The 13373-nt window shown below is 63.7% G+C and carries 11 protein-coding genes and 1 pseudogene; 8 read left to right on the forward strand and 4 right to left on the reverse strand.

The genetic code is table 11. The features are described from left to right. The first annotated feature begins 18 nt into the window (after positions 1-18). A complete protein-coding gene (locus tag ACO07C_RS19495; protein ID WP_421915794.1) occupies positions 19-537 on the forward strand; it encodes a nucleoside-diphosphate kinase in 519 nt (172 codons plus the stop codon). A gap of 123 nt (positions 538-660) precedes the next feature. Then, on the forward strand, positions 661-1917 hold the full coding sequence (locus tag ACO07C_RS19500) for a D-amino acid dehydrogenase (RefSeq protein WP_421915795.1): 1257 nt from the start codon (positions 661-663) through the stop codon (positions 1915-1917). A 73-nt stretch (positions 1918-1990) separates the two neighbouring features. On the opposite strand, the gene ACO07C_RS19505 is transcribed toward ACO07C_RS19500, so the two are convergent. From ACO07C_RS19505 to ACO07C_RS19515, 3 genes are all read right to left on the reverse strand, one after another. After that, the gene (locus ACO07C_RS19505; RefSeq protein ID WP_421915796.1) at positions 1991-4156 is read right to left on the reverse strand and encodes a phospholipase D-like domain-containing protein; all 2166 of its coding nucleotides are present in this window, start codon (positions 4154-4156) and stop codon (positions 1991-1993) included. Further along, on the reverse strand, positions 4153-4644 hold the full coding sequence (locus ACO07C_RS19510) for a hypothetical protein (protein ID WP_421915797.1): 492 nt from the start codon (positions 4642-4644) through the stop codon (positions 4153-4155). The genes ACO07C_RS19505 and ACO07C_RS19510 overlap by 4 nt, the downstream gene beginning before the upstream one ends. Positions 4645-4875: 231 nt before the next feature. Beyond that, positions 4876-5757: a LysR family transcriptional regulator gene (locus ACO07C_RS19515; RefSeq protein WP_421915798.1), complete on the reverse strand. Its 882-nt coding sequence runs from the start codon at positions 5755-5757 to the stop codon at positions 4876-4878. Positions 5758-5928: 171 nt separating this feature from the next. Here ACO07C_RS19515 and ACO07C_RS19520 point away from each other — a divergent pair, with 171 nt between their 5' ends. Continuing rightward, positions 5929-7425 (forward strand): CoA-acylating methylmalonate-semialdehyde dehydrogenase, encoded by a 1497-nt coding sequence (locus ACO07C_RS19520; RefSeq protein WP_421915799.1) that lies wholly within the window; start codon positions 5929-5931, stop codon positions 7423-7425. 234 nt (positions 7426-7659) lie between these two features. On the opposite strand, the gene ACO07C_RS19525 is transcribed toward ACO07C_RS19520, so the two are convergent. Then, on the reverse strand, positions 7660-8352 hold the full coding sequence (locus ACO07C_RS19525; RefSeq protein ID WP_421915800.1) for a GntR family transcriptional regulator: 693 nt from the start codon (positions 8350-8352) through the stop codon (positions 7660-7662). 69 nt (positions 8353-8421) lie between these two features. Here ACO07C_RS19525 and ACO07C_RS19530 point away from each other — a divergent pair, with 69 nt between their 5' ends. The 5 genes and pseudogenes from ACO07C_RS19530 to ACO07C_RS19550 all read left to right on the forward strand — a co-directional run. Next, entirely contained in the window at positions 8422-9315 is an 894-nt protein-coding gene (locus tag ACO07C_RS19530; protein WP_421915801.1) for a dihydrodipicolinate synthase family protein, read from the forward strand. A 45-nt stretch (positions 9316-9360) separates the two neighbouring features. Further along, a complete protein-coding gene (locus ACO07C_RS19535; RefSeq protein ID WP_421915802.1) occupies positions 9361-10698 on the forward strand; it encodes an NAD(P)/FAD-dependent oxidoreductase in 1338 nt (445 codons plus the stop codon). A 14-nt stretch (positions 10699-10712) separates the two neighbouring features. Then, on the forward strand, positions 10713-11714 hold the full coding sequence (locus tag ACO07C_RS19540; protein ID WP_421915803.1) for a 4-hydroxyproline epimerase: 1002 nt from the start codon (positions 10713-10715) through the stop codon (positions 11712-11714). A gap of 336 nt (positions 11715-12050) precedes the next feature. Then, complete coding sequence (locus tag ACO07C_RS19545; RefSeq protein ID WP_421915804.1) at positions 12051-12953, forward strand: branched-chain amino acid ABC transporter permease; 903 nt, start codon at positions 12051-12053, stop codon at positions 12951-12953. 4 nt (positions 12954-12957) lie between these two features. Then, positions 12958-13239: pseudogene (locus tag ACO07C_RS19550) on the forward strand (DUF3382 domain-containing protein); the annotation flags it as partial. Positions 13240-13373: the final 134 nt, after the last annotated feature.

A 13373-nucleotide genomic window follows, 5' to 3' on the forward strand; every position in this document is an offset into this window, starting at 1 on the left:
ATGAGCAGGAATTGCCGCTTGACGACCAAGGACCTTGCCGTCCTCGAAGTCATGCTGGAACGCCGGCGGGCATTCGCGGACCCGATCGTGCGCATGCTCGAACACAAGCTTGCAAATGCCGGGGTTGTTTCGATCGACGCGGTCGAGCCCGATGTCGTGACGCTGAACAGCAGGGTGGTGTTTAGCATCGATGCCGGCCCGGTGGAGACGCGAACCCTGGTGCAGAACGAGGGGCGCGGTCCGGTCGGCTCCAGCCTGTCGCTGGCAACGCGGCGCGGCCTGTGCATGCTTGGCATGGCGGAAGGACAGACGGCGGTGATCGAGCAGTCCGACGGCAGGCGCGAGTCGATCCGGATCAAGGCCGTACTCTATCAGCCGGAAGCCGCTCGGCGCGCCGTCAGGGAGAAGTCGGCGAGCGGGCGGCGCCCGCACGGGCTCACCCTCGTCTACAGTGCCGCAGCCGGCACGCGGCCCCTTGGCGAAATGGCTGGAATGCGGCAGACAAGGGATGACGACCCCGGTCCCTCGGCGGCGTAACTGGCCCACGGCGTGCGACCTTGAAAATCAGCATCGATTTTCGCTAGGGATCATGCGCAAACTCAAAATGCCGCAGCGCTTTTTGCACGCCCCAAGGGCGTGCGGCGCCGCAAGGAGCGAACGATGAAAGTCATGGTGCTGGGCGGCGGTGTCATTGGGGTCACCACAGCCTATTTTCTCGCCGAGGCCGGCCACGAAGTGACGGTGATCGATCGCCAGAAAGGCCCGGCGCTGGAAACCAGCTTCGCCAATGCCGGCGAGGTTTCGCCCGGATACGCCTCGCCATGGGCAGGGCCAGGCGTTCCCGTCAAGGCGATCAAATGGCTGCTGATGAAGCATGGTCCGCTGGTGGTGCGGCCGGCCTTCGACGTGCACATGTGGGTGTGGCTTGCCAAGATGCTGCGCAACTGCACCGCCGAGCGCTACGCGGTGAACAAGGCGCGCATGGTGCCGCTGGCCGAATACAGCCGCGACACGCTGAAGGCGCTGCGAGAGACCACCGGCATTGCCTATGACGAGCGCGCCAAGGGAACGCTGCAGCTGTTCCGCACGCAAAAGCAGCTCGACGGCACCGCTGGCGATATCGAGGTCCTGAAGACTTATGGGGTTCCCTACGAGACGCTCGATCCGGCGGGCTGCATCGCGGCCGAACCGGCACTGGCGGCTGTTCGCGAGAAGTTCGTCGGCGGCCTGCGGCTGCCGGGTGACGAGACCGGCGATTGCAAGATGTTCACCGACAGGCTGGCTGAGATGTGCGTGGCGCGCGGTGTCAAATTCGAATACGAAACCACGATCCGGCGCGTCGTCAAGAACCGCAACCGCATCACCAACGTCACGACCGACAAGGGCTGGAAATCGGCCGACGCCTATGTGATGGCGCTGGGGAGCTATTCGGCGCGGTTGATGCGCTTCCTGAAGCGGCCTATCCCGGTCTATCCGGTCAAGGGCTACTCGATCACGGTGCCGATCAAGGACGCCGACGCCGCTCCGGTGTCGACCGTGATGGACGAGACCTACAAGGTTGCGATCACCCGGCTCGGCGACCGTATCCGGGTCGGCGGCACGGCGGAGATCTCAGGCTTCGACCTCAGGCTGCACGAATCGCGCCGCGCCACGCTCGAACACTCCGTTGGCGATCTCTTCCCGGGCGGCGGTTCGATGCGGGACGCGACCTTCTGGTGCGGCCTGCGGCCGATGACGCCGGACGGGCCGCCACTGATCGGCCGCACCGAATTCTCCAACCTGTACCTCAACACTGGCCACGGCACGCTTGGCTGGACCATGGCCTGCGGCTCGGCGAAGGTGCTGGCCGACATCATCTCCAGCCGGGTGCCGGACATCAACGTCCGCGATCTCGGCCCGGAACGCTATCTGAAGTAAGGCGGTCGCGCGACACAGGACGGAATGCACGCTGTTTCGTCCTGTTGTCAGAGGGCGAATGAGGGGCGATGCCCTAGAACGCCTCCCTGACCCAGTCCTCGTCGAACAGCAGCCTGTAAGGCAGCGCGATCGTCACGTTGTTGGGAACCGGGTTGGAGTGGGCGACATAGTCGTCGTATATCGGTTTCATGCGGCGGTAGAAGGCGGGGTCCAGCACGATCATGCCGTTCTCCGAATCGTGGAAGAAGCTGCGGTTGTTCAAGTTAACCGACGAGATCGCGACCAGCCTTTCGTCGATCATCACGATCTTGGAGTGCAGCACGACGTCGGGCGCCTTGAACTCGCGGATGTTGATGCGGTCGCCATATTTCTCGACGAACAACTTGTTCAGCGCGGTGAGGAACCTGCCGCCAATATCGCCCTTGAGGTCGATGCGGCCGACAATGTCGATCCTGACGCCGCGCGCGAGAGCCCGGTCGACGGCTTGCGCGATCTTCGGCGTCAGGTTGAGGTACGGGTTGACGATCTCGATATGGTGACGCGCGGCATCGACCAGCTCGACGAAGTAATCCTCGAGCGCGTGATCATCCTCATAAGGCACGGAGATGAAATGACGCGCGGTTCCGGGCGGCCGCCCGCCGTCCGATGCGACCGGGATCGAGAACGGGCGCGTAATGTTGGTGTCGGCATCGCGCAACCACAATGTGGAGAGATGCGCGGCGAGGGTTTCGACCGTCGCGTGGTCGGCGATCTCGATGTCGAAGTCGCTCCAGTTCGAATAGTAGTTCAGCGAAAGCCCGTCGGTCTTGCCGTATTGCTGCAGGTTCGGGTAGCGCGACAGGTCGACCGGGCTGTGAAACAGAAAACCGTCATGGATGTTGCGGCCGCCGATGATGACGCGCGAGCGGCGGGGATCCTCGGCCAGCGTCGCCAGCATCTTGACGTGCAGTGTCTTGTGCAGCTGTGAAATCTGCTCGTCGAGAGGCGCGCCGCGATCCGCGCGCCAACGATATTCCTGCAGCGAAACATTGGGAAATTCGGCCGCCAGCCTATGCAGCATGTCATCGTCCTTGTCGCGCTCCAGGACATCGGTGACCATGATGCGTACCTTGGTGCCGAGCGCGGCGTGATGGCGGATCAGGCGTTCGATGACACGGCCGGTAAAATCCGCCTTGAACTCCAGCGACGACAGATAGATCAGCCTGAGTTTCGGGGCACGGGAGAAATCGAGCGGCAGTTCGGGATCAGCCTTGTCGATGGCGCTGTCGGACAGCGGCGCGCCCATCAGAGCTTCGACCTTGGCGTTGAAGCCGTCGCGCGACTTGCGCAGCAGGCGCGGTTCACCCGGCGTGAGCACGCAGGTCTGCGACAGCCAGCGACCCGCGTAGAAGGCCTTTTGCAGCGGATCGAGGCCAGCAAGGTCGGGGACCGGGCAGCGGTCATAGCGGCTGTCCAGCAACGCGAGGCCGGGGTCGGCGACCTCTTCGCGAAGGATGGTGAGCGGAGCGCCGGCCGGCGCGATGCTGGAGCGGATGCGCAGATCACAGCGGTTCAGGGTTTGGCCCGGAAACAGGCTCCACGACGTTCCTTCGCCGCCCGCCAGGCGGATGCGCAGCGTCATGCCCGCTGGAAAGCTGCGCGTGCCGCCGAAGCGGCGGATTGCCAGCGCGCCGTCGCATGTGCCGTCAATGTCGAGGGGCCGTGAGCCCGCCTGACGCAGCACGATCTCGACCGAGCGCGCCTGGAGCCCGGAGAAGCTGAACGTCTTGGGCGAGGCGGGCCGTGCCGAGGCGTCGACATAGAGCGTCTGCCGCGACACCCGCCAGCGCCCGTCGAAATGACCCTCGCCCTTGCCGCTCCCGGCCGCGGGGACATGCGGGGTGGCGACAGGCTTCGCCAGCCGCTCCAGCGTCCGGTAGGTCGCCTGGAAATCGGCGTTGCGGATGTCGTGGCGGTCACGGCCGAACTGGCCGGTGCCGTTGGCGCGGTCCATCGCGTCGATCTGGTTATGGGCGAGAACGGCCAGAAAACGCTTTTCATACTCGCCCTTGCCGGCATCGCCGAAGAACTGCGCGGCGGCGATTTCCGGGCCGGCCGCGCTTGCCGAGAGAGAAGGGCGTTCGCAGCTGTCCTCACCGGGGAAGACATCGCAGCTGTGGCCGAGCGGGCCGGCGCAACCGGCAAGCATCGTCACGGCCAGCACGAACACCGCCGCGGCAAAGGGCACGCGCCGGATCATCCGGTCGTCCCGGTGTTAAGTGTCTTCAACAGGGCCGGATCGCGCGGCGGCATGAAGCCTTGGGGAAACACCTTGCAGACGGGCAGTGCGAAAGTAACGAGCAACAGTTCTGCTTCGCCGCGCATTTTTCTAGGTGCCGTCTTGTCGTCGCGAATCGCTCTTGCGGATGCGACCAGGGCACCATCGCAGTCGCAGTGATTGTGCCGCGCGATGTAGCAGGCGTCGTGGGTTTGGCAAGCTCTGTCTAGCCGGTCAACGGGCGGCGCCGACAAATCGCCGGTGCGGGTGCCGGGTCCGCAATAATTGTCGAAAACGAAGGGCGAAGGGCGCGCCATGGCATAGCGGATCGGCTTGGGCAGGTTTGCCTCGGGCACCTTCGTCCAGGGATTGGCGCAGGCGGAAACGACGACCAGCGGAAGGATGGCACGAACGACTCGCATTTCTATCCGTGCCAGCTTTCCGAAAAATGTCCCACCCGAAGCGGCCATCCTACGTGTGATCGGCATGATTGCGCGCCTGATGCAACACTGGCCGGTTTTGTGGCAAGGAAAAGGCGGCGCGCGTAGCTGGCTGTGTTATTGTCGTGCTGTCGCAATCTGCCTGAGAGGCGTCATCCCTGCCAAGCATTTTCGAGTAGCGGCGATGCGTATCGGCTTTCTGCTTACGGCGGTTGGTTTCCTGTTGTTGTCCTCTATGGACCCTGATCCTGGGCATTCGCATCAGGCGAACAGGCCGCGCTCGCGCTCCACCGCCTTGGTGATGAAACCGGCGACGATCTGAACGCGCCGCAGCGGCCTGACCGATTCATGATAGACCAGCCAGTAGGCGCGGCGGATGGGCGCCACGATGTTGACGGGCACCAGTTCGGGCATCGAGCGGGCGATGAATGTATGGAGGATGCCGATGCCTGCACCGGCGCGCACGGCTTCCGCCTGGCCGAGTGCGGAGGAGATGGCAAAGGCGGTGCGCCAGTCGGGGCTGAACTCGGTCGCATAATCGAGCGAAGGGCTGACGATCAGGTCGGGGACGTAGCCGATCAGCGTATGGCGGGCGAGGTCGGTGGCTGTCCGGGGCAGGCCGTTGGCCTCGACATAGGCGCGCGATGCGAACAGGCCAAGCGTGTAATCGACCAGCTTTCCCGCCACCAGCCGCCCCTCGGTCGGCCGCTCGACGGTGATCGCGATGTCGGCCTCGCGCCTGGACAGCGAGAAGGAGCGCGGCACCGGCACCAGCTGGATGGTCAGCTCGCGATGCAACGCGGTGAGCTCGCCCAGCCGCTTGGCCAGGAAGGCGACGCCAAAACCGTCGGGCGCACCGATGCGCACCGTACCCGATATGTCATCGCCTTCGCCGGCCACGGTCGAGCGCGCCGCGATCATGTCGGCTTCCATGCGTTCGGCTATGTCGAGAAAACGCTCTCCAGCCGGCGTCAGTTCGCTGCCGGTGGTGAGGCGGCGAAAGAGTTTCGTGCGTAGCGCATCCTCGAGTGCCGCGATACGGCGCGAAACGGTGGCGTGGTTGAGCTCCAGCCGCTTGGCCGCGCCAAGGATCTGGCCAGCCCGGGCCACGGCCAGAAAGATGCGGACGTCATCCCAGTTCATGGCAACTCCATCTCCTCCCGTTGGAGCTTTAGAGAGGCTGTCATTTGCGGGATTTCATGCCCGACATGCAAGTGTTGTTTATTATTTGCACAACGGTTGCGTTTTCGCTCGCGTTGCCATCGCCCCGGCAAAGGCGGACAATGCAGCATCACAAACCCAGGGAGAGAAATCATGATCGAATACGGTCATTTCATCGGCGGCAAGCGTGTCGCCGGCACCAGCGGCCGCAAGCAGGATGTCATGCAGCCCATGGATGGCACGGTGCGCGGCACGGTGGCGCTGGCCTCGCAGGCGGAACTTCGCGCGGCCGTCGAGAACGCCAGGGAAGCGCAGCCAAAGTGGGCGGCGACCAACCCGCAGCGGCGCGTTCGCGTGCTGATGAAGTTCCTCGAGCTGGTTGCCAAGGAATACGACGAACTGGCCGATATACTGGCGCGCGAGCACGGCAAGACCATCGCCGACGCCAAGGGCGATATCCAGCGCGGCCTCGAAGTGGTCGAAGTCTGCATCGGCGCGCCGCATATGATGAAAGGCGAATTCACCGATGGCGCCGGCCCCGGCATCGACGTTTATTCGATGCGCCAGCCGCTCGGCGTCGTCGCCGGCATCACCCCGTTCAACTTCCCGGCCATGATCCCGCTTTGGAAGATCGCCCCCGCCATCGCCTGCGGCAATGCCTTCATCCTGAAGCCGTCCGAGCGTGACCCGGGCGTGCCGATGCGCATCGCCGAACTGTTCATCGAGGCCGGCCTGCCGGCGGGCATCCTCAATGTCGTCAACGGCGACAAGGATGTGGTGGACGCCATTCTCGACGATCCCGACATCAAGGCCATCGGCTTCGTCGGCTCGACGCCGATCGCCCATTACATCTATTCGCGCGGCACGGCTTCGGGCAAGCGCGTGCAGTGCTTCGGCGGCGCCAAGAACCACATGATCATCATGCCTGACGCCGACATGGACCAGACGGTCGATGCGCTGATCGGCGCCGGCTACGGCTCGGCCGGCGAGCGCTGCATGGCAATCTCGGTTGCCGTTCCGGTCGGTAACGACACAGCCAACCGGCTGATGGAAAAGCTGATCCCTCGCGTCGAAAGCCTGAAGGTCGGCCCATCGACGGATTCTTCCGCCGATTTCGGGCCTGTCGTCACGGCGCAGGCGCTGGAGCGTATCAAGGGTTATGTCGACACCGGCGTCAAGGAAGGCGCCAAGCTGGTCGTCGACGGCCGTGGGTTCTCCATGCAGGGCTACGAGGACGGCTACTATATGGGTGGCTGCCTGTTCGACAACGTGACCGCCGACATGCGCATCTACAAGGAAGAGATCTTTGGGCCGGTGCTCTCCGTGGTGCGCGCGCCAAACTACGAGGCCGCGATCAAGCTCGCCAACGATCACGAGATGGGCAATGGCGTCGCCATCTTCACCCGCGACGGCGACGCCGCGCGCGATTTCGCAAGCCGTGTCCAGGTCGGGATGGTCGGCATCAACGTGCCGATCCCGGTTCCGATCGCCTACTACACCTTTGGCGGCTGGAAGGCGTCGTCCTTTGGCGATCTCAACCAGCATGGCCCGGACGCGTTCCGCTTCTACACCAAGACCAAGACGGTGACCTCGCGCTGGCCGTCCGGCGTGAAGGATGGCGCGGAGTTCGTCATCCCGACGATGAACTGATTGGCCGACGATGAACTCATCGATCGGCGATGAACCGACCGGCTGAACAGGTCGCGAATTCAGGTAGCAAAAGGCCCGGTCCAACCGGGCCTTTTTTGCGTGCGGCCGCTACATCTGTCTGCGTAAACGCTAATGTGATGAACAAGGCAGGCAGCAGAGGTCTTGGCTTGCATCCCTCCGCGAAAGTGGGACAGCAAGTCAACCAACGGCGCTGGCGGGACATGACCTGTCCGCTTAGCGCGTCGCGGCCACTTCCGCATGACCGCGCAGCAGCGCCATCAGCCGCTTGGCATCCTTGGCGGCTGCCTCCTCATCGCCGTCGAGGATCGAGCGGATCAGCGCCACATGGTGCTCGGCCGACTCGGCGAGACCGGTGTCGGCCTTGTAGCGGAACCAGAAGCGGCGGCTGTGGGTCTGCAGCGGGGCTGCCAACCGCGCCGCGAAGGGGTTGTCCGCGGCCAGCGCCAGGGCTTCGTCGAGCGCCTTGTCGGCGTGGATGAAGCCAAGCACATTGCCGGAAATGACCGCCTTCTGCATGGCGAGTGCCGCCTCGTGAAACAGATCGGCGGCCTCACGGGTGACGAAGCGCGCGGCCGACCTGGCGAGCACAACCTCGACGCCGCGCCGCGCGTCGAGCACGCGCAGCCAGTCGCCGGGATGGAGCGGGGCGATCGCGATGCCGGCGCGCGGGCGCACGTCGAGCAGTCCTTCCCAGGCCAGCCGCTGGATCGCCTCGCGCACTGGGGTCCGGCCCAGCGCCAGCTTTTCGATGAGCGCGCCTTCCGTGACAAAGCTCGCCGGCGCCAGCTCCAGTGTGACGATCATGTGCTCGAGCACGCGATATGCCCTGGCCGCGGCCGGCTCGGATATCATACCTGGTTCCATGGATATCAAAGGCACTCTCCTGATATATCTAGGGTATATCATAAGAGATTCAGCATTGACAGCGCGTTTGTTAACAGATATACAGCTGATATATCAGATGGAGCAATGACCATGTGGACCGGAGTTTTCCCCGCCGTCACGACCAAATTCACCGAGGATGACCGTCTCGACCATGCCGAGATGGAGCGCTGCTTCGCGCTGCAGATGGAGGCCGGCTGTGACGGCATCATCGTCTGCGGGTCGCTCGGCGAGGGGCCGATGCTGTCGGCCGACGAGAAGATCGCAGTGCTGAAGACCGCACAGAAAGTCGCCGGCAAGAAGCCGGTCCTGTTGACGGTGAACGAAGCCGGCACACGCGAGGCGGCGGCGATCGCGCGCCGTGCCGCCAAGGAGGGCGCCAACGGCCTGATGGTCGTGCCGAGCCCGATCTACCATACCAACGCGGAAGAGACGGTCGCGGCACTTCGCGCCGTCGCGGAGGCCGGCGACCTGCCGGTGATGATCTATTCGAACCGTCTCGCCTACCGCGTCGATGTCACTGTCGACCAGATGGAGGAGCTGGCATCGGACAAGCGCTTCGTCGCCATCAAGGAATCCTCCGACGACATCCGCCGCTCGACCGAGATCATCAACCGCCTGGGCAGCCGCTACGACCTGTTCACCGGCGTCGACAATCTGGCCTTCGAGGCGTTGTCGGTCGGCGCGATCGGCTGGGTGGCTGGCCTGGTCACAGCCTTTCCGCGTGAGACCGTCGCCATCTACCAGCTGATGAAGCAGGGCCGCCGCGACGAGGCGCTCGCCATCTACCGCTGGTTCCGGCCGCTGCTCGATCTCGATGTGTCGACCTACCTGGTGCAGAACATCAAGCTCGCGGAAGTCTTTGCTATTCAAACCAACGACCGTGTCCGCATGCCGCGCCAGCCGCTGTCGGGCGAGCGCCGCAAGGCAGTCGAAAAGATCATCAAGGATGCTCTGGCGGTTAGGCCGAAGCTGCCGCAGTTCTGAGAGCTTTCTTCGCCCCGTTTGCGGGGAGACGATGGCGGCAGCCAGATGAGGGGCAGCGCCCACGTGACAGGGAATTCCAAGTTGACAAATGCGGGGCACCGCCCCTCATCCGCCCTTCGGGCCCCTTCCCCCCGTGAACGGGGAGAAGGGGAAGACATCGCCATCATCGGCGGCGGCATCATCGGCATCTGCGTCGCGGCCAATCTGGCCGAGGCGGGTCGAAGTGTCACCGTCTTCGACCGCACCGGCATCTGCGAGGAGACGAGTTCAGGCAACGCCGCCGCCTTTGCCTTTTCCGACGTGCTGCCGCTGGCGCAAAAGGGCATGATCAAGAATCTGCCGCGCTGGCTTGCAGACCCGCTGGGACCGCTCAGCATTCCTCCCGCCTACCTGCCGAAACTCCTGCCATGGCTCATCCGCTTCTGGCGTGCCGGGCGCAAGGATCGCTACGAGGCAAGCCTCGCCGCGCAAGTGGCGATGATGCGGCTTGCCGAAAGCGAATGGTCGGGACTGATGCAGCGTTCCGGCACGCGGGGGATGCTGCGCGAGGACGGCTCGCTCGAGCTCTATGAAAACGAGGCGGAGTTCCGCGCCTCGCTTCCGGGCTGGGCGGCCAGGCAGCGTTTCGACATCGGCTTCCGTCATGTCGAAGGCAGCGAGCTTGCGGCCCTTCAGCCCGGCCTGTCACCACGTTTCGTCAAGGGCACCTTCGTGCCCGCATGGAAGACCGTGGCCGACCCCAAGCTGCTGGGCAAGGCCATCTGGGCCCATGCGCAAGACATGGGCGCCCGCTTCGAGCAGGCCCGGATCCAGCGTGTCGAAACAGGACCGGCCGGCGTCGCGCTGCATCTCGCCGACGGCACCACGCGGCAGGCAAGGCATCTCGTCATCGCCGCCGGAGCGTGGTCGCACCTGCTGGCGAAAGACCTCGACGACAGCATCCCGCTTGAAACCGAGCGTGGCTACAACACGACGCTGCCGAAGGACGCCTTCGACGTGAAGCGGCAGCTGATCTTCTCCGGCCATGGCTTCGTCATCACGCCGCTCGAAACCGGCTTGCGTGTGGGCGGCGCCGTTGAACTCGGCGGGATCGAGCGTCCGCCAAATTTTGCGCGGTCCAAGGCCCTGCTGCGGAAGGCGCAGAATTTCCTGCCGGGGCTCGATCCGGCGGGCGGTCGCGAATGGATGGGGTTCCGGCCGTCTCTGCCCGATTCGCTTCCCGTCATCGGACGGGCGCGAGCGAACCCGTCGGTGATCTACGCCTTCGGTCATGGCCATCTCGGCCTGACCCAGTCGGCCGCCACCGGACGCTTGATCCGCGACCTCGTTCTGGAGCAGGCTCCGCCGATCGATCTCATGCCCTTCAGTCCGCAACGCTTTTGAATCCGGGAGCCGTCATGGCCAAGAAATCCTTCTTCTGCATAGACGGCCACACCTGCGGCAATCCGGTGCGGCTGGTCGCGGGCGGCGGCCCCTTGCTGCAGGGCTCGACCATGATGGAGCGACGCGCGCATTTCCTGGCGGAGTATGACTGGATCCGGACCGGGCTGATGTTCGAGCCGCGCGGCCACGATGTGATGTCGGGCTCGATCCTCTACCCGCCGACGCGCGAGGATTGCGACATCGCCATCCTGTTCATAGAAACGTCGGGCTGCCTGCCGATGTGCGGACATGGCACGATCGGCACGGTGACGATGGCCATCGAGCACGGGCTGATCAAGCCGAAGACGCCGGGCGTGCTGAGGCTCGATACACCGGCCGGCCTGGTGATCGCCGAGTACAAACAAATCGGCGACTATGTCGAGGAGGTGCGCATCACCAATGTGCCGTCCTTCCTCTACGCCGAAGGCCTGACGGTCGAATGCCCGCAGCTTGGCGAGATCAGTGTCGATGTCGCCTATGGCGGCAATTTCTACGCCATCGTCGAGCCGCAGGAGAATTATCGCGACATGGCCGACCATTCGGCGGGCGACCTGATCGCCTGGAGCCCGGTGGTGCGGCAGCGGCTCAACGAGAAGTATTCGTTCGTTCATCCGGAAAACGCCGGCATCAACCGGCTGTCGCACATGCTATGGACCGGCAAGCCGACGGTGGAGGGGGCCGACGCCCGCAATGCGGTGTTCTACGGCGACAAGGCGATCGACCGTTCGCCCTGCGGCACCGGCACCTCGGCAAGGATGGCGCAGCTGCATGCCAAGGGCAAACTCAAGGCCGGCGACGACTTCATCCATGAGTCCATCATCGGCTCGCTGTTCAAGGGCAGGGTCGAAAGAGAGGTCACGGTGGCGGGCAAGCCGGCCATCATTCCATCGATCGGCGGCTGGGCGCGCATGACGGGATTGAACACCATCTTCATCGACGATCGCGACCCGTTCGCGCATGGTTTTGTCGTCAAGTAGAGGAGTACGAAGCCGTCACAATCCAAAGCGGCTCAAAAACCGAACCATGGACCAACGCGCAACGATCCGTCTCATCAAATTCTTTTGACAGCGATTTCTTCGAAATGGCGCGCATGATGCGGTCGATTAATCAAAGACATTGCGTTATGCCAATGATAGGGTCCGCGATAGTCCAGAGGCCGGATATGAAAAAACGGGCAATTCGAAGGCGTGCCGTTACGGCACGCATGACGATTGAAAAATCACGTTGCAATCCGGGCTCGAAACTTTACGACTAGGGGAAATACGAAAAGGAATGCGTCTGCATGGGCGACATTCCAGGGGAGCCATGTACACATGCAGTACTTCGTCCAGCAGCTTATCAATGGGCTGACGCTGGGATCGATCTATGGCCTGATCGCGATCGGCTATACGATGGTCTACGGCATCATCGGCATGATCAATTTCGCCCATGGCGATATCTTCATGGTGGGCGCCTTCACGGCGCTGATCGTTTTCCTCATCCTCGGTGCGTTGTTCGGTTCGTTGCCCGTGGTCGTCGCGCTTTTGATCATGATGATCGTGGCGATGCTGCTGACCAGCCTGTACAACTGGACGATCGAGAAGGTCGCCTACCGACCTCTGCGCGGCTCGTTCCGTCTGGCGCCGCTGATCACCGCCATCGGCATGTCGATCGCGCTGTCCAACTTCGTCCAGGTGACGCAGGGGCCGCGCAACAAGCCGATCCCGCCGATGGTCAGCCAGGTCTACAACATCGACGGCGTCAGCGTTTCGCTGAAGCAGATCATCATCGTCATCGTCACCGCGCTGCTGCTGGCGCTGTTCTGGTACCTGGTCAACCGCACCTCGCTAGGCCGCGCCCAGCGCGCCTGCGAGCAGGACCGCAAGATGGCGGCATTGCTCGGTATCGATGTCGACCGCACCATCTCGATCACCTTCATCATGGGTGCCTCGCTTGCCGCCGTCGCCGGCACGCTGTTCCTCATGTACTATGGCGTGGTGGCCTTCTCCGACGGTTTTGTCCCGGGCGTGAAGGCGTTCACCGCCGCTGTGCTCGGTGGCATCGGCTCGTTGCCGGGCGCTGTGCTCGGCGGGCTCCTGATCGGCTTCATCGAGAGCATGTGGTCGGCCTATTTCTCGATCGACTACAAGGACGTCGCCGCCTTCTCCATCCTGGCGATCGTCCTGATCTTCCTGCCTTCCGGCATTCTGGGCCGGCCAGAAGTCGAAAAGGTCTGAGGTCATGGCCGTTACCGTATCTCCGGAGCGCGACGTCGTCGCCACCCCTGTCCAACGCGCCCTTCGGGAAGCGTTCTATGCCGGCGCCATCTCGCTTGGCCTGTTCGTGCTGTTCATCGGCCTGAAGACCGACCAGAACATCTCCAACGAACTGGTCCTCGTGCAACGCTGGGGCCTGCTGGCCATCGTGGTGATCGCCACGGCCGTCGGGCGTTTCCTCTATGTCGCCTACGGCCAGCCCTTCATGGCCAACCAGAAGATCACCAACGTGGCCACGGGCCTGTTGCCGGACAGCGTGGCGACGCGGTTCTTCCGGTTCCCGTATTTCATCGCGGCACTGGTCGTGCTGGTCGTGCTGACCGTGTTCGCCGGCTCCCTTGATGGATTGCTGGGACCTGGTCTTGCCGGCTATGCGCGCTT

The sequence above is a fragment of the Mesorhizobium sp. genome, from assembly GCF_965229135.1.
GTDB lineage: Bacteria > Pseudomonadota > Alphaproteobacteria > Rhizobiales > Rhizobiaceae > Mesorhizobium.

Bases quoted from the DNA above. Each gene is read 5' to 3' on its own strand.
- ACO07C_RS19500 (WP_421915795.1), top strand. From the start codon at position 661: ATGAAAGTCATGGTGCTGGGCGGCGGTGTCATTGGGGTCACCACAGCC.
- ACO07C_RS19505 (WP_421915796.1), bottom strand. From the start codon at position 4,156: ATGATCCGGCGCGTGCCCTTTGCCGCGGCGGTGTTCGTGCTGGCCGTG.
- ACO07C_RS19510 (WP_421915797.1), bottom strand. From the start codon at position 4,644: ATGGCCGCTTCGGGTGGGACATTTTTCGGAAAGCTGGCACGGATAGAA.
- ACO07C_RS19515 (WP_421915798.1), bottom strand. From the start codon at position 5,757: ATGAACTGGGATGACGTCCGCATCTTTCTGGCCGTGGCCCGGGCTGGC.
- ACO07C_RS19520 (WP_421915799.1), top strand. From the start codon at position 5,929: ATGATCGAATACGGTCATTTCATCGGCGGCAAGCGTGTCGCCGGCACC.
- ACO07C_RS19525 (WP_421915800.1), bottom strand. From the start codon at position 8,352: ATGATATACCCTAGATATATCAGGAGAGTGCCTTTGATATCCATGGAA.
- ACO07C_RS19530 (WP_421915801.1), top strand. From the start codon at position 8,422: ATGTGGACCGGAGTTTTCCCCGCCGTCACGACCAAATTCACCGAGGAT.
- ACO07C_RS19535 (WP_421915802.1), top strand. From the start codon at position 9,361: ATGAGGGGCAGCGCCCACGTGACAGGGAATTCCAAGTTGACAAATGCG.
- ACO07C_RS19540 (WP_421915803.1), top strand. From the start codon at position 10,713: ATGGCCAAGAAATCCTTCTTCTGCATAGACGGCCACACCTGCGGCAAT.
- ACO07C_RS19545 (WP_421915804.1), top strand. From the start codon at position 12,051: ATGCAGTACTTCGTCCAGCAGCTTATCAATGGGCTGACGCTGGGATCG.